This is a genomic window from Aromatoleum petrolei, assembly GCF_017894385.1.
GTDB classification, from domain to species: domain Bacteria; phylum Pseudomonadota; class Gammaproteobacteria; order Burkholderiales; family Rhodocyclaceae; genus Aromatoleum; species Aromatoleum petrolei.
Map to the genome: position 1 here is coordinate 1125979 of NZ_CP059560.1, position 14492 is coordinate 1140470.

General features: G+C 64.9%; 16 protein-coding genes. 14 read left to right on the top strand and 2 right to left on the bottom strand.

The window, feature by feature from the left end; translation table 11 throughout:
* Window positions 1-29: 29 nt before the first annotated feature.
* The 10 genes from ToN1_RS24695 to ToN1_RS05125 all read left to right on the top strand — a co-directional run bounded on the left by ToN1_RS24695 (window position 30) and on the right by ToN1_RS05125 (window position 9618).
* Window positions 30-662, top strand: coding sequence for a hypothetical protein (locus ToN1_RS24695; RefSeq protein WP_244860966.1), 633 nt, complete (start codon window positions 30-32; stop codon window positions 660-662).
* 199 nt (window positions 663-861) lie between these two features.
* Window positions 862-3483 carry a leucine--tRNA ligase gene (gene leuS / locus ToN1_RS05085; RefSeq protein WP_169207810.1) on the top strand — a complete coding sequence of 874 codons (2622 nt, stop codon included), beginning with the start codon at window positions 862-864 and terminating at the stop codon, window positions 3481-3483.
* Between the two features lie 12 nt (window positions 3484-3495).
* A complete protein-coding gene (locus ToN1_RS05090) occupies window positions 3496-4002 on the top strand; it encodes an LPS-assembly lipoprotein LptE (RefSeq protein ID WP_169207809.1) in 507 nt (168 codons plus the stop codon).
* Window positions 3999-5006, top strand: a complete 1008-nt coding sequence (gene holA, locus ToN1_RS05095) for a DNA polymerase III subunit delta (protein ID WP_169207808.1) — start codon at window positions 3999-4001, stop codon at window positions 5004-5006. Before ToN1_RS05090 ends, holA begins: the two co-directional genes overlap by 4 nt.
* An 86-nt stretch (window positions 5007-5092) precedes the next feature.
* Window positions 5093-6370 carry a glutamate-5-semialdehyde dehydrogenase gene (locus ToN1_RS05100; protein ID WP_169207807.1) on the top strand — a complete coding sequence of 426 codons (1278 nt, stop codon included), beginning with the start codon at window positions 5093-5095 and terminating at the stop codon, window positions 6368-6370.
* A 113-nt stretch (window positions 6371-6483) separates the two neighbouring features.
* The gene (locus tag ToN1_RS05105; protein WP_169207806.1) at window positions 6484-7011 is read left to right on the top strand and encodes a chalcone isomerase family protein; all 528 of its coding nucleotides are present in this window, start codon (window positions 6484-6486) and stop codon (window positions 7009-7011) included.
* 115 nt (window positions 7012-7126) lie between these two features.
* The gene (locus ToN1_RS05110; RefSeq protein WP_210148023.1) at window positions 7127-7624 is read left to right on the top strand and encodes a methylated-DNA--[protein]-cysteine S-methyltransferase; all 498 of its coding nucleotides are present in this window, start codon (window positions 7127-7129) and stop codon (window positions 7622-7624) included.
* A gap of 59 nt (window positions 7625-7683) precedes the next feature.
* Window positions 7684-8535 carry a site-specific tyrosine recombinase XerD gene (xerD, locus tag ToN1_RS05115; protein WP_248281631.1) on the top strand — a complete coding sequence of 284 codons (852 nt, stop codon included), beginning with the start codon at window positions 7684-7686 and terminating at the stop codon, window positions 8533-8535.
* A gap of 52 nt (window positions 8536-8587) precedes the next feature.
* Window positions 8588-9076, top strand: coding sequence for a Cys-tRNA(Pro) deacylase (ybaK, locus tag ToN1_RS05120; RefSeq protein ID WP_169208913.1), 489 nt, complete (start codon window positions 8588-8590; stop codon window positions 9074-9076).
* 173 nt (window positions 9077-9249) lie between these two features.
* The gene (locus tag ToN1_RS05125; protein WP_169208912.1) at window positions 9250-9618 is read left to right on the top strand and encodes an H-NS histone family protein; all 369 of its coding nucleotides are present in this window, start codon (window positions 9250-9252) and stop codon (window positions 9616-9618) included.
* Window positions 9619-9662: 44 nt separating this feature from the next.
* Here ToN1_RS05125 and ToN1_RS05130 read toward each other — a convergent pair whose 3' ends face one another.
* Window positions 9663-10040 carry a dihydroneopterin aldolase gene (locus tag ToN1_RS05130; protein WP_169208911.1) on the bottom strand — a complete coding sequence of 126 codons (378 nt, stop codon included), beginning with the start codon at window positions 10038-10040 and terminating at the stop codon, window positions 9663-9665.
* Window positions 10041-10081: 41 nt separating this feature from the next.
* Between ToN1_RS05130 and plsY the strand changes: the two genes are divergently transcribed.
* Window positions 10082-10675, top strand: coding sequence for a glycerol-3-phosphate 1-O-acyltransferase PlsY (gene plsY / locus ToN1_RS05135; protein WP_169208910.1), 594 nt, complete (start codon window positions 10082-10084; stop codon window positions 10673-10675).
* Window positions 10676-10692: 17 nt separating this feature from the next.
* On the opposite strand, the gene tsaD is transcribed toward plsY, so the two are convergent.
* Complete coding sequence (gene tsaD / locus ToN1_RS05140; RefSeq protein ID WP_210148119.1) at window positions 10693-11721, bottom strand: tRNA (adenosine(37)-N6)-threonylcarbamoyltransferase complex transferase subunit TsaD; 1029 nt, start codon at window positions 11719-11721, stop codon at window positions 10693-10695.
* Window positions 11722-11866: 145 nt separating this feature from the next.
* Between tsaD and rpsU the strand changes: the two genes are divergently transcribed.
* From rpsU to dnaG, 3 genes are all read left to right on the top strand, one after another.
* Complete coding sequence (rpsU, locus tag ToN1_RS05145) at window positions 11867-12079, top strand: 30S ribosomal protein S21 (protein WP_011238288.1); 213 nt, start codon at window positions 11867-11869, stop codon at window positions 12077-12079.
* A gap of 97 nt (window positions 12080-12176) precedes the next feature.
* The gene (locus ToN1_RS05150) at window positions 12177-12623 is read left to right on the top strand and encodes a GatB/YqeY domain-containing protein (protein WP_169205326.1); all 447 of its coding nucleotides are present in this window, start codon (window positions 12177-12179) and stop codon (window positions 12621-12623) included.
* Between the two features lie 33 nt (window positions 12624-12656).
* Window positions 12657-14483, top strand: a complete 1827-nt coding sequence (dnaG, locus tag ToN1_RS05155) for a DNA primase (RefSeq protein WP_169205325.1) — start codon at window positions 12657-12659, stop codon at window positions 14481-14483.
* The last annotated feature ends 9 nt before the right edge of the window (window positions 14484-14492 follow it).

Here is a 14492-nt window from a genome sequence, read left to right on the forward strand (position 1 = left end):
AGGCCGCGATTCTAACCGGGAGCGGCACCTTGTTTCTTTCCGGATTGTCGCCCCGCTCCGCACAAGGATCGGACCAGACTTTACTTAGTTTCTCGCTGCAACCGTTGCGGCAACGCAACATGCAGTTGAAAACGTATTACGATCGGCGTATTTTTTTCACTTGTGCAGAGCAGCAATTCGTTGAGAAAAATCAAGGAATCACGCTGCGGAACCGAAGAAAATCGCAACCAATTTCGATGCTGCATCGCACTAACCGCGCCCTACACGGCCGGCTCAAGAGGCCGATCCGCGCGACGCAAGAACTGGCCGACGAAGGCCATCAGGAGAATCCGATCATGAAGACCCCGAAACTACTGCCCTGGTATGCCCGCAAGGCCGGCGTAGCCACCGAGCGTGCCACGGTGCTCTGGCACCAGGCCGTGCGCGAGGCGACCGCGGCAACGGGATGGGTGGGCAATTCGGAATACTGGGGCGAAGCGATGTGTGCGTTCCAGCGCCTGCTTGAAAGCGAGCGCGCGACCTTCTGCGCGCCGCGCGTGACGCCTATCGTACGCAGCCAGAACCGCATCTGGCGCCTGCCGCTGACGGCGATGGAAGACATGGTCTCCGTCTTTTCCGCCAACTGGCAGCGTCAGGCCGGCACCCCGCGCAAGGCCGCCTGACTGCCCGAACCGCCGCGGCGCTTGCCGCGAAACCGTCTTCCTCCCTCTCCCTCAAAGGAGATTAAGCATCCGGCTCCCTCCGGATGCTTTTTTTGTCCGCGCCCGGCCCGGCCCGATGTGACGCGCTGAGACGTCGCACGAGGCTCGACGGCTTCGCGGTATACTCGCGTGTTTTCCACGTCCCCATTCCCGCCCGCACATGCAGGACAAATACACCCCCGCCACGGTCGAATCCACCGCCCAGCAGCACTGGGAATCCGCCCAGGCATTCCGCGTCACCGAAGACGCGAGCAAGCCGAAGTACTACTGCCTGAGCATGTTCCCCTACCCGTCGGGCAAGCTGCACATGGGCCACGTGCGCAACTACACGATCGGCGACGTGCTCGCGCGCTACCACCGCATGCGCGGCTACAACGTCCTGCAGCCAATGGGCTGGGACGCCTTCGGCATGCCGGCCGAGAACGCCGCGATCCAGAACAACGTGCCGCCGGCGAAATGGACCTACGCGAACATCGACTACATGAAGGCGCAGCTGAAGCGTCTCGGTTTCGCGATCGACTGGTCGCGTGAGCTCGCGACCTGCCAGCCCGACTACTACCGTTGGGAACAGTGGCTGTTCACGCGCCTGTACAAGAAGGGGCTGATCTACAAGAAGCTCGGCACGGTGAACTGGGACCCGGTCGACGAGACCGTGCTCGCCAATGAGCAGGTCATCGACGGCAAGGGCTGGCGCAGCGGCGCGGTCGTCGAGAAGCGCGAAATCCCCATGTATTACATGAAGATCACCGCCTACGCGGATGAGCTTCTCGACGCCCTCGACGCCCTGCCCGGCTGGCCCGAGCAGGTCAAGCTGATGCAGAAGAACTGGATCGGCCGCTCGGAAGGCGTGGAAGTGCATTTCCCCTACGACCTGTCGACGATCGGCACGTCCGGCGTGCTGAAGGTGTTCACGACTCGCGCCGATACCCTGATGGGTGCGACCTACGTCGCCGTCGCCGCCGAGCATCCGCTCGCGCTGCAGGCCGCAGCCAACAACTCTGAACTCGCCGCATTCATCGACGAATGCCGCCACGGCGGCGTCGCGGAGGCCGACCTCGCGACGATGGAAAAGAAGGGCATGCCGACCGGCCTGCGCGTCGTCCATCCGATTTCGGGCGAGTTCATGGACGTCTGGGTCGCCAACTACGTGCTCATGGGCTACGGCGAGGGCGCCGTCATGGCGGTCCCGGCGCACGACGAACGTGATTTCGCGTTCGCGACCAAATACCACCTGCCGATCCGGATGGTCGTGGGCTCGACGCGCGACGCCTATGCCGACACCGTTGCGCCCTGGCAGGACGCCTATGCGGAGCACGGCCGTCTCGTAAACTCCGGCAAGTACGACGGCCTGCACTTCCAGGATGCCGTCGACGCGATCTCCGCCGATCTGACCGAAAAGGGCCTTGGCGCCAAACGCACGCAGTACCGCCTGCGCGACTGGGGCATCTCGCGCCAGCGCTACTGGGGCTGCCCGATCCCGATGATCCACTGCGACGACTGCGGCGACGTGCCGGTGCCGGACGAACAACTGCCGGTCGTGCTGCCCGAGAACGTCGAGATCACCGGCCGCGGCTCGCCGCTCGCGAAGATGCCCGAGTTCCACCAGTGCAGCTGCCCGCAATGCGGCAAGCCCGCGCGCCGCGAGACCGACACGATGGACACCTTCGTCGAGTCGTCGTGGTATTTCCTTCGCTATGCCTCGTCCGACAACGACAAGGCGATGGTCGACGGCCGCGTGAACTACTGGGCGCCGGTCGACCAGTACATCGGCGGCATCGAGCACGCGATCCTGCACCTGCTCTATTCACGCTTCTTCACCCGCGCGATGCGCGACGAAGGCCTCGTCAATGTCTCCGAGCCGTTCACGAACCTGCTCACCCAAGGCATGGTCGTCGCCGAGACTTACTACCGCGAGGCCGAAGGCGGCAAGAAGCAGTGGATCAACCCTGCCGACGTGCAAATCGAGCGTGACGACAAGGGTCGCATCACCGCGGCAAAGCTCGCTGCCGACAGTCTGCCGGTTGTCATCGGCGGCACCGAGAAAATGTCGAAGTCGAAGAACAACGGCGTCGATCCGCAAGCTCTGGTCGACCAGTACGGCGCGGACACCGCGCGCCTGTTCATCATCTTCGCCGCGCCGCCGGACCAGCAGCTCGAATGGTCCGACTCGGGCGTCGAGGGCGCCTATCGCTTCCTGCGACGCGTGTGGACCTTCGGCCACGGCTTCACCAACGAGATCCGCACCCAGCTCCCAACAGCGCGCACGCTCGCGGTGGCCCCGCTGCCCGAGGCGCTGGCCGCGGTGCGCCGCGAGATCCACAATTGTCTGAAGCAGGCGAACTACGACTTCGGCAAGCACCAGTTCAACACCGTCGTTTCCGCGGCGATGAAGATTCTCAACGCGCTGGAGAAGGCGCCGCGCGACAACGCCGCCGCCCACGCGGAAGTCACCGAGGAAGGCCTGTCCATCCTGCTGCGCCTGCTCGCCCCGATCACGCCGCACATCGCGCACGCGCTGTGGCAGGACTGCGGCTTCGCCGCCGACGTCCTCAACGCGAGCTGGCCGACACCGTCGGAGGCCGCACTCAAGCAGGACGAGCTCGACCTCGTGCTGCAGGTCAATGGCAAGCTGCGCGGCAACATCAAGGTCGCCGCGGACGCGAGCGCGTCGCAGATCGAGTCGATCGCACTCGCCTCCGAGGCGGCGCAGAAGTTCATGGAAGGCAAGCCGCCGCGCAAGGTCGTGGTCGTGCCGGGCCGTCTCGTCAACATCGTGGTCTGAGGACTCCCGCGGATGACACCTTCCCGCTCCCGCCGCAGTCTGCTGCTGGCCCTCGGCGCAGTCGCCGTGGCGTCCCTGGCCGGCTGCGGCTTCCAGTTGCGCGGCCCGCGTCCGCTCGCGTTCTCGACCATCCACGTCGGCGTCAGCGCCCAGAGCGAATTCGGTGCCGCGCTGCGCCGGCGTATCCGCACCAGCGGCACAACCGAGATCGTCGACGACCCGGCCAAGGCCGAAGCGAAACTCGAGATCCTGCGCAATCAACCCGAGCGGGAAATCCTCACCCTGACGGGCGCCGGCAAGGTGCGCGAGTACGAATTGCGCCACGTCCTCACCTTCCGCCTGATCGACCGCGCGGGCAACGAACGCATCCGCCCCACGACGATTTCGGCCAAGCGTGAATACACCTATGACGACTCGCAGGTGCTCGCGAAGGAGCAGGAAGAAGCCCTGCTCTACCGCGACATGCAGGGCGACCTCGTCGACCAGCTCATGCGCCGACTCGCTGCCATCAAGCCGTGATCCTGCGCCCGGACCAGCTGCCCGCCCTCCTCGAAAAGCCGCTCGCCCCGCTTTACCTGCTTCACGGCAACGAACCGCTGCTCGTGCTCGAAGCGGCTGACCTGATCCGCGCGGCGGCACGCCGCCAAGGATTCGAGGAACGGGAGACGCTGGTCGTCGGGCAGGGATTCCGCTGGGAAAGCCTGAGCGCCGCGGCGGGCAATTTGTCGCTGTTCGGCGGCTCGAAGCTGATCGATCTGCGCATTCCCACCGGCAAGCCCGGCCGCGAAGGCGGCGAAGCGCTGCAACGGCATGCGCGCAACCCGGGCGACGGTATCGTCACCCTGGTCACCCTGCCCGAGCTCGACTGGACCGCACGCAAGGCCTCATGGTTTACGGCCCTGAGCGACGGCGGCATTGTGGTCGAGCTGAACGCCCCCGAGCGCGAACGCCTGCCCGAATGGATCGCAGGCCGTCTTGCGCGCCAGAATCAGTCCGCGCCAGCCGAAGCGCTCGCCTTCATCGCCGACCACGTCGAGGGCAACCTCCTCGCAGCCCATCAGGAAATCCTCAAGCTCGGCCTGCTGCACGGGGAAGGACGCCTGACGCAGGAAAACGTGCAGGACGCGGTACTCAACGTCGCACGCTACGACATCGACAAACTGCGCCATTCCCTCCTCGAAGGCGACCCCGTGCGCTGCACACGCCTTCTCGAAGGCCTGCAGGGCGAGGGAACGGCCCCGCCGCTCGTGCTTTGGGCCCTCGCGAACGAGATCCGCACGCTCGCGAACCTGAGTTCCGGTGTCGCGTCGGGCCAGCAACTACCAGCCCTGCTCAAGGCCGAGCGCGTGTTCGACGAACGCCGCCGCCAAGCGATTCAGCGCGCCCTTCCGCGCCTCAAGCCGGCGACGTTGCGCGCCGCACTGCTGCACGCCGCGCGCATCGACCGCATCATCAAGGGTCTTGCCCCGGGCGACGTGTGGGACGAATTTCTTCAGCTCGCGCTCCGGCTCGTCCGCCGCTAGCACTTCGGCCAAGCGCCCTCCGACACTGGCCGCATCGCACCGTTCGGTGCTTTAATGTTCTTTTGCACGGCAACACCGGAATTTCCATGGATATTCAGGAATACATGCAGACGCTGGGCCGCCAAGCCCGCGCCGCCTCGCGCCAGCTCGCCAGCGCGTCGACCGCCGCGAAGAACGCGGCGCTATGCGCGATGGCCGCATCGATCCGCGACCGCCGCGAGGAGTTGCTCGCCGCCAACGCGCGCGACGTAGAGGAGGCACGCGCGGCCGGACTCGAGCCGGCGATGATCGACCGCCTCACGCTCAACGCCAAAGGCATCGAGGCAATGGCCCAGGGCCTGGAACAGGTCGCGGCACTGCCCGACCCCGTCGGCGAAATCACCGACGTCAAGCGCCGCCCCTCCGGCATCCAGGTCGGCAAAATGCGCGTTCCGCTCGGCGTGATCGGCATCATCTACGAAGCGCGCCCCAACGTCACCGCGGATGCGGCCGCGCTGTGCCTCAAGTCCGGCAACGCGGCAATCCTGCGCGGCGGCAAGGAGGCCCTGCACTGCAACCAGGCGATCGCTGCCTGCGTGCGTGCCGGTCTTGCCGCCGCGGGCTTGCCCGAATCGGCAGTCCAGGTCGTGGAAACCACGGATCGCGCCGCCGTCGGCCAGCTCATCACCATGCCCGAGTTCGTCGACGTCATCGTTCCGCGCGGCGGCAAGGGGCTCATCGAACGGATCTCGCGCGAAGCGCGCGTGCCGGTGATCAAGCACCTCGACGGCAACTGCCACGTCTACGTCGAAACCGAAGCCGACCCGGCGAAGGTCGTGCCCATCGTCGAGAACGCCAAGACACAACGCTACGGCACCTGCAACACGGCCGAATCGCTGCTCGTCGACCGTGCGGTGGCGGCCCGCTTCCTGCCCGAAATCGCCCGCATGCTCGCCACGAAGGAGGTCGAGATGCGCGGCTGCAACGAGTCCCTCGCCATCCTGCGCGAGGCAGCCATTCCCGGCGCCCGCCTCGTCGCCGCGACCGAACAGGACTGGAGCGAGGAATACCTCGCACCGATCATCGCGATCAAGGTCGTGTCCGGCATCGACGAGGCGATCGCCCACATCAATACATACAGCTCCGGGCACACCGAGGCCATCATTACCGAGAACTACACGCGCGCGATGCGCTTCCTGCGCGAAGTGGATTCTGCGTCGGTCATGGTCAACGCCTCGACGCGCTTTGCGGACGGCTTCGAGTACGGCCTCGGCGCCGAGATCGGCATCTCCACCGACAAGATCCACGCACGCGGCCCGGTCGGCCTCGAAGGCCTCACGAGCCAGAAGTGGATCGTGTTCGGCAATGGGGAAACGCGCCGCTGAGATCGGCCCAGAGCAAGCCACCGCCCGGCCCGCATGTCCCGCAACGCCCGTCCCCGCACGGGCGTTTTCGTGCAGACAGGGAAGATACCCCCGATGACCGAGGAGACGCTTTCATGAACCACCGCCCGCTCCTTGCCGCCCTCGCATTCGCTGCAATGACGGCACATGCTTCCCTCGCCGCCGCAGCTACAAACGTTGCCGGCGTGCCTTTCGACGACACCGCCATCGTCGGCGGGCAGACACTGGTTCTGAACGGAACGGGGGTACGCACCCGCCTGCTCTTCAAGGTCTATGCGATGGGCCTGTATGTGCCGCAACGCGCCAGTGATGCGGGCGCCGTGCAGAACCAGTCCGGCAGCAAGCGCATCCGCATCGTCACCCTGCGCGACCTGAGCGCCGAGCAGTTTGTCGACGCCCTCGTCGACGGACTGAGGAAGAACCACTCCGCCGAGGCGCTCGCAGCCCTCGACCCCGCGATCGCCGCGTTCCGCAAAGCCATGCTGGAGATCAAGGACGCCCCCACGAGTACCGAAGTCCTGCTCGAATCGTGGAACGGCGCGACCCGCCTCACCGTGGCCGGGAAACGACGCGGCGAAGACATCCCGGACGAACGCCTCTTCCCCGCGCTGTTGCGTATCTGAATCGGAGAGGCTCCTGCCGACGCCGAACTCAAGCAAAACCTCCTGGGCAAGGCGCCGTAACCCGACCAGCCGCTGCCTACCCCTTCACGTACAAGTACCGTGGCATACCGACGCGATGAATTCCAACCGCAATGCTCCGGCGCAGACCGGCTTCTCCGCGATCCTGACACTGCCCTTCGGTGGTCTGGGCGTGCGTGCGGACTCGCGCTGCATCCGGGAGCTTGTGTTCCTCCCGCCGGAAACACCCGCCCGCCCCCCCGAGAATCCGCTTGCCGAACGGGCTGCGACACAACTGCTGGCGTGGCTCGACGACCCCGACCATCCCTTCGACCTTCCGCTCGCGGAACGCGGCACGCTGTTTCAGCGGCGGGTCTGGTCGACCATTGCTGACATCCCGCGGGGCACATCTCGCACCTACGGTGACATTGCCACCGAAATTGGCAGCGCTGCACGCGCCGTGGGTCAAGCCTGTGGGGCAAACCCCTTCCCCATCATCATCCCCTGTCACCGCGTGATGGCCGCCGGCGGACGAATCGGGGGTTTTGCCAATTCGACCGGCGGCTACCTGCTCGACACCAAGCGCTGGTTGCTGCGGTTCGAGGCCGACCGGTGAGCATCGAGAATACGCTGGACGCCGCCACCCGGGCCGAACTCGACAGTTTCAACGACGCAATGTGGCTCGAGCACGGCCTCGCGCGCAATACATTGGCCGGCTATCGCAGCGACCTCGCCCTGTTCGCGTTCTGGCTCCACGAACGCGGCACGCAACTCCCGCAAGCGGGCGCCCCCGAACTCGCTGCCTACCTCGCCGAATTCAGCCGCCGCGCCAAGCCCGCCAGCCAACGACGCCTGCTCGCCGCCTGGCGCCGGTATTACCGCCATCTACTCGCCCAGGGCCGTATCGGCGCCGATCCCACCACCCTGCTCGATCCGCCGATGCGCAGCGAGCGCTTCCCGAAGACCCTTACCGAAACACAGGTCGATTCCCTGCTCGCAGCACCCGACGTCACCACCCCCATCGGCCTGCGCGACCGCAGCATGCTTGAAGTGCTTTATGCGACCGGATTGCGGGTTTCAGAGCTCGTGGGGCTCAAGATATTTTCCACCAGTCTCACTGATGGTGTCGTCCGGGTAATGGGGAAAGGCAGCAAGGAACGGCTCGTTCCGCTCGGCGAGGAAGCCATCGACTGGCTTGGCAATTATCTCCGGGATGTACGCCCGGAACTGCTCGCAGGAAAAAGCAGCGACGATGTGTTCGTCAGCCGGCGTGGCAGCGGAATGACCCGCCAGATGTTCTGGCGTATCGTAAAACAATACGCGATGACCGCCGGCATTCCCGCCGCAAGCATTTCGCCGCACACCTTGCGCCACGCCTTCGCGACCCACCTGCTCAACCACGGCGCCGATTTGCGTGTCGTCCAGATGTTGCTCGGCCACGCGGACATATCGACGACCCAGGTCTACACGCACGTCGCACGCGAGCGCCTCAAGGCACTCCATTCGCGGCACCATCCGCGCGGATGAATCATTTCCTCAAATACACTTTCAAACCAAATACGAAATCCGGAGCACCATCATGAGCAAACAGGATGCGCACGCGCCCGAAACGCCAGCCACGCGTTTCCTCAAGCAGCACGCCGTTGCCTTTTCCGCACACCTCTATGATTACGAGGCCCACGGAGGCACGAAAGTATCATCGCGCGAGCTCAATGTTCCCGAGCACGCAGTGGTCAAGACACTGGTCATGGAAGATGAAAATGCCGCTCCGCTGATCGTGCTGATGCATGGCGACCGCAAGGTATCCACCAAGGAACTGGCACGCCAGACGGGCAGAAAACGCGTGGAACCCTGTGCTCCGGAAACCGCCAACCGACACTCCGGCTACCTTGTCGGCGGCACATCCCCGTTCGGCTTGCGCAAACGCATGCCCATATACATGGAGCGCACGATTCTCGACCTGCCGCTCGTCTATATCAATGGGGGCCGACGCGGCTTTCTGGTCGGAGTCAGCCCCCACGAGATAATGCGCGTATTGCAGCCGGAACTGGTCAGCGCCTCGATTTGAATGCACTTGCCTGACGCCGATTTCGATTTCAATTCGCATCCCGATTCTAATTCGCCGGAATTGCTGGCAGAATATGCGCAGCCAATCACCCTGACGCCAGTTAGGCACCGCGCGGACGAGGATGATTGCCCTGATCGGAAATCAGATCAATAACAATTGAAATCGGAGAAAACATGGAACTGGCCAAGATGTCGCTGACCGAATTGCGCCGCCTGCAATCCAAGGTCGAAACGGAGATCCGTCGACGCAGCGATTCCGCCCGCCGCGACCTCCTGAAGAAAATGCAGAAGATGGCGGCCGAGGAAGGCCTGTCGCTGAGCGACCTGCTCCCCAGCGCCGCCGCTGCGGAAGAAAAAGGTGCGCCCGCCAAGCGCCGGACGAAAGCGGCCGCCAAGAAGTCTGCGCCGGTCGCAGTGAAATACCGCAACCCGGCAAATCCGCAAATCGGCTGGAGCGGCCGCGGCCGCAAGCCTCAGTGGGTGATCGACTGGCTCGCCCAGAACAAGCCGCTCGCCGAACTCGAAGCCGTAGCGCCGAAATAAGCAGTCCCGGGGCGCATTGGACGCCCCGACGAAGGCTTGTTATTTCAGCTCGTGACCGGGGGAAGGGAGACCCCATCCCGGCCACGCTGGATATACACCCCGACTCGCCGCACCCCTTTCATGACCCCCAGTTTGGCTATGCGTATCTTCACCCAGGGGGCGCCGAATTCGTCGAACAGGAGTTTCACGACGAATTCTCCGAGGGTTTCTATCAGGTTGAAGTGACGCTCGGCGAGCTCCTTGCGGATTCGTTCGATCACCTCCGCATAGTCGATGGTGTCGGCAATGTCGTCCTGCTCCGCCGCGGAATCCGGAACCCCGAACGTGAGGTTGAGCTCCAGCGTCTGCGGTGCGGCCTTTTCACGCGAATAGATGCCGACCCAGGCCTGTACCCTCAATTCCTCGATGAAAATGAAATCCATGTCGCTTCCCGATTAGAATCGCGGCAATTCTAGGTGAAAAAATGACCCTGCTGCCTCTATTGCTGGCCGCCTACCTGCTCGGCTCAATCCCCTTCGCCATCGTCTCCAGCCGCCTTTTCGGCCTCGCCGACCCGCGCAAGTACGGCTCAGGCAACCCGGGCGCGACCAACGTTCTGCGTAGCGGCAACAAGGCCGCCGCATTGTTGACTCTGGTGGGCGACTGCGCCAAGGGGTGGCTCGCCGTCTGGGGCGCCGCCCGCCTCGGCTTCGACACCACCGACACGGCCCTGGCCGGCCTTGCCGCCTTCCTCGGTCACGTCTTCAGCGTGTTCCTGCGCTTCAACGGCGGCAAGGGCGTCGCCACCGCACTTGGCGTGCTGCTCGGAATCAACCCCTGGGTTGCGCTGGCAGCGCTGGCAACCTGGGTCGTGATCGCATTCACCACGCGCTACTCATCCGCCGCAGCCCTGTCCGGCGCACTGGCCACCCCTGTCGCCGGCTACGTCCTGCTGGGCACCACGCCGGTAACCGGCATTCTCGCGCTTATCGCGGCGATCCTGATCTGGCGCCACAGCCCCAACATCCGCAAACTGCTCAACGGCACCGAAAGCCGCATCGGCGGACGCAAGGCCTGAATCGCTCCCGATCCGCGTCAGATGACACCCGGCGCGCGCAGCGCCGCCAACGGCCAACGCGGGTACACCCGAACGGCACAGTCCTCGCCGGGCACCTCGCCGGCCGCCAGCCGGCGGGCACCCGCGAAGGCAATCATCGCGCCATTGTCGGTACACAGCGCCGGCTCAGGGTAATACACCCTCCAGCCCTTGCGTCGCGTCGCCGCATCGAGACGCTGGCGCAGCTTGCGGTTGGCGCCGACGCCACCGGCCACCACCAGCCTCCACAACCCGGCCAACTCAAGCGCCCTGAGCGCCTTCGTGCATAGCACGTCGACCACGGCTTCCTGAAAGTCGACCGCCAGATCGGCTGCATCTTCGGGTTTCCACTCGGGACCGGAAACGACATTCAGCACTGCCGTCTTCAATCCACTGAAACTGAAATCGAGATCGCCCGACTTGAGCATCGGCCGCGGCAGCCGGAACCGCCCCGCGCGCCCGCGCTCGGCAAGCGTCGCCAGCTGCGGACCACCGGGGTAGCCGAGGCCGATCAGCTTCGCGGTCTTGTCGAACGCTTCACCCGCCGCATCGTCGAGCGACTCGCCCAGCAGGACGTACTCCCCCACCCCGGTCACCTGCATGAGCTGAGTATGCCCGCCGGAAACCAACAGCGCGACGAACGGAAACTCCGGCGGATCGGCCGACAGCAGGGGCGACAACAGATGCCCCTCCAGGTGGTGCACAGGTACCACCGGCACGCCCAGCGACATCCCGAGCGCCTCCGCATAGCCCGCCCCTACCAGCAAAGCCCCCGCCAACCCCGGCCCTGCCGTGTACGCGATCGCATCAATTTGCGCGAGACTGCAGCCGGATTCCGCAAGCACCTGCCGCACCAGAGCCGGGAGGCGGCGGATATGGTCACGCGACGCCAGCTCCGGAACGACGCCACCATAGGTCGCATGCAGGTCGATCTGCGAATGCACGCAGTGCCCGAGCAATCCGGCATCGACGTCGAACACCGCCACGCCCGTTTCATCGCAGGAGCTTTCGATTCCCAGAACTTTCATGATTTGCAGCAAGCAGCCTCGCCGATCGGACAGGGCGCCATTCTAACGGGCGGGCTCTCGGAAAGCTAAGTTTGTACTTGGCTTGTTCTGATTCAACGGATATAATCCGCGCTTTCCGCCTACCAGACACACAAGGAAGTTCGCAATGCCGGGTATCCGCGTCAAGGAGAACGAGCCGTTTGAAGTCGCCATTCGCCGCTTCAAGCGCACCATCGAAAAAACCGGTTTGCTGACCGAGCTGCGCGCCCGCGAGTTCTACGAAAAGCCCACCGCGGAGCGTAAGCGCAAGTCGGCCGCCGCCGTCAAGCGCAATCACAAGCGCCTGCGCAGCCAGACCCTGCCGCCGAAGCTGTACTGATCCCCTTCCGGATCCAGCAGCCGGTCACCCACGCCGGGCGCAAGTCATTCGACTTGCGCCCGGCGTGGCTTTTGCATTTCCATTCGGAGCATTGCCCATGTCCCTCAAGCAACGCATCCAGGACGACATGAAGGCCGCCCTGCGCGCCAAGGATAGCGCACGCCTGTCCGCAGTGCGCCTGCTCATCGCCGCGATCAAGCAGCGCGAAATCGACGACCGGATCGAACTCGACGACGCCGGCATCCTGACCACGGTCGAAAAGCTCGTCAAGCAGCGTCGCGACTCGGCAAGCCAGTACGACGCCGCCAACCGCCCCGACCTCGCTGCCAACGAGCGCTTCGAGATCGAGGTGCTGTCGGCCTATCTGCCCGTCCAGTTGTCGGACACCGAACTCGATGCCGAGATCGCGGCTGCCATTGCGGAAGCCGGAGCGACCGGCATAGCCGACCTCGGCCGCGTAATGCCGCAACTCAAGGCGCGCCTCGCCGGACGTGCGGACATGGCGGAAGCCTCGCGCCGGGTGCGCGCCAGACTCTCGGCCTGAGCGCCTGACGCCCGGACGCGGGCGGCGGCCACCATGATTCCGCAGTCGTTCATTCAGGACCTGCTCGCGCGCGTCGACATCGTCGACGTCGTCGAACGCCACCTCACCCTAAAGAAGAGTGGCGCGAATTACTTCGCCTGCTGCCCTTTCCACGGCGAGAAATCCGCGTCGTTCTCCGTCAGCCCTAGCAAGCAGTTCTACCACTGCTTCGGCTGCGGCGCGCACGGCAGCGCCGTCGGCTTCCTGATGGAATACACCGGACTGTCGTTCGTGGAAGCAGTCAAGGAGCTCGCCTCCTACGCCGGCTTGCAGGTTCCGCAGGAAAACCGCCCCGGCTTCCGCCCCGAATCAGCGCCGAGTCATGACGGACTGATCGATGCCATGGCTGCCGCCGCACGCTTCTATCGCGATCAACTCAAGTCGGCACCCGCCGCCATCGACTACCTGAAGCGACGAGGTGTCTCGGGTGAGATCGCGGCGCGCTTCGGCATCGGCTTCGCGCCGGACGACTGGCAGGCCTTGCGCACCACTTTCCCCAACTACGACGCAAAGCCCCTGCTCGACGCCGGCCTGGTCATCGAAAACGACGCCGGACGCCGCTACGACCGCTTCCGCAACCGCATCATGTTCCCGATCCAGGACCGCCGCGGACGGATCATCGCGTTCGGTGGACGCGTCTTGGATGCAGGCGAACCGAAGTACCTCAACTCCCCCGAAACACCACTGTTCGAGAAGGGACGCGAGCTGTACGGGTTCCCGCAGGCGCAGAAGGCGATCCGCGACGCAGGCTACTCGATTGTCGTCGAGGGCTACATGGACGTCGTCGCGCTGGCGCAATTCGGCGTCGCCAACGCTGTCGCAACCCTCGGAACGGCGACCACTCCGCACCACATCAACACGCTGCTGCGCCAGTCGCAGCGCATCGTCTTCTGCTTCGACGGCGATAATGCGGGACGCAAGGCGGCGCGACGCGCCCTCGAGTCCGCACTCGAGGCGCTGCGGGACGACGTCACGCTCGCCTTCCTGTTCCTGCCGCAAGAGCACGACCCGGATTCGTTCGTACGCGCATACGGTGCAGAGGCGTTCAACCGCGCCGCAAACGACGCCACCCCGCTGACCGCCTTCCTGCTCAACGAACTGCGCGCCGAATGCCCCCTCGATACCGCCGAAGGCCGTGCGCGACTCGTTCACGACGCCAAGCCCTTGGTCACACGCATCGCGGCGCCGATGCTGCGCCTGCAGATCATCAAGGCGATCGCGGATGCCTCCGGATTCAGCCAGGGCGAAGTCGAATCGGCGTTCGGCCTGAAGCGGCAGAACGCCGCGCGCCAGACGCGCGAAGCCGCGTTCAATGGCGGGCGCGAACGCAGCCCCTCGGGCTTTCCTGCGCCGACCTCGAACCGCCAGCGCCGACGCCCGCCCTCGGAAGCAAACACCTTGCTGCGCCTTGTGCTGCAGCATCCGGCATGGGCTGCACGACTGCCGGTCGATCTCATTCCGACCCACAACGCCGAAGGCCAGGCGCTCGTCGCGATCATCGACCTGTCAAGTACCGGGGACCTGGCAATGAACGCGGGGCTGGGGGCACTGGTCGAACAATTCCGCGACACCCCTCACGCCGAGACCTTGGCGCGAGTGGCCGGAGAACTGGTCGATACCGAATTTGACGAAGACGTCGTCGAGATACTGTTCGAGGACACACTGAACAAGCTCCACGCCAACGCGCTCGCCCGCGAGATCGCCGCGCTGACCGCGCAGGAGCGCGAATCCGGACTCTCCCCGATGGACCGGCATCGCCTCGCCGAACTACTGCTCGAAAAAATGAGCCTTGTCAACGCCCGCAAACCGGCGGACGTTTAGTATAATTGC

What these genes read in the sequence shown, in the direction of transcription:
- leuS (WP_169207810.1), top strand. Translation starts at nt 862, where the DNA reads ATGCAGGACAAATACACCCCCGCCACGGTCGAATCCACCGCCCAGCAG.
- ToN1_RS05090 (WP_169207809.1), top strand. Translation starts at nt 3,496, where the DNA reads ATGACACCTTCCCGCTCCCGCCGCAGTCTGCTGCTGGCCCTCGGCGCA.
- ToN1_RS05100 (WP_169207807.1), top strand. Translation starts at nt 5,093, where the DNA reads ATGGATATTCAGGAATACATGCAGACGCTGGGCCGCCAAGCCCGCGCC.
- ToN1_RS05105 (WP_169207806.1), top strand. Translation starts at nt 6,484, where the DNA reads ATGAACCACCGCCCGCTCCTTGCCGCCCTCGCATTCGCTGCAATGACG.
- ToN1_RS05110 (WP_210148023.1), top strand. Translation starts at nt 7,127, where the DNA reads ATGAATTCCAACCGCAATGCTCCGGCGCAGACCGGCTTCTCCGCGATC.
- xerD (WP_248281631.1), top strand. Translation starts at nt 7,684, where the DNA reads ATGTGGCTCGAGCACGGCCTCGCGCGCAATACATTGGCCGGCTATCGC.
- ybaK (WP_169208913.1), top strand. Translation starts at nt 8,588, where the DNA reads ATGAGCAAACAGGATGCGCACGCGCCCGAAACGCCAGCCACGCGTTTC.
- ToN1_RS05125 (WP_169208912.1), top strand. Translation starts at nt 9,250, where the DNA reads ATGGAACTGGCCAAGATGTCGCTGACCGAATTGCGCCGCCTGCAATCC.
- ToN1_RS05130 (WP_169208911.1), bottom strand. Translation starts at nt 10,040, where the DNA reads ATGGATTTCATTTTCATCGAGGAATTGAGGGTACAGGCCTGGGTCGGC.
- plsY (WP_169208910.1), top strand. Translation starts at nt 10,082, where the DNA reads ATGACCCTGCTGCCTCTATTGCTGGCCGCCTACCTGCTCGGCTCAATC.
- tsaD (WP_210148119.1), bottom strand. Translation starts at nt 11,721, where the DNA reads ATGAAAGTTCTGGGAATCGAAAGCTCCTGCGATGAAACGGGCGTGGCG.
- rpsU (WP_011238288.1), top strand. Translation starts at nt 11,867, where the DNA reads ATGCCGGGTATCCGCGTCAAGGAGAACGAGCCGTTTGAAGTCGCCATT.
- ToN1_RS05150 (WP_169205326.1), top strand. Translation starts at nt 12,177, where the DNA reads ATGTCCCTCAAGCAACGCATCCAGGACGACATGAAGGCCGCCCTGCGC.
- dnaG (WP_169205325.1), top strand. Translation starts at nt 12,657, where the DNA reads ATGATTCCGCAGTCGTTCATTCAGGACCTGCTCGCGCGCGTCGACATC.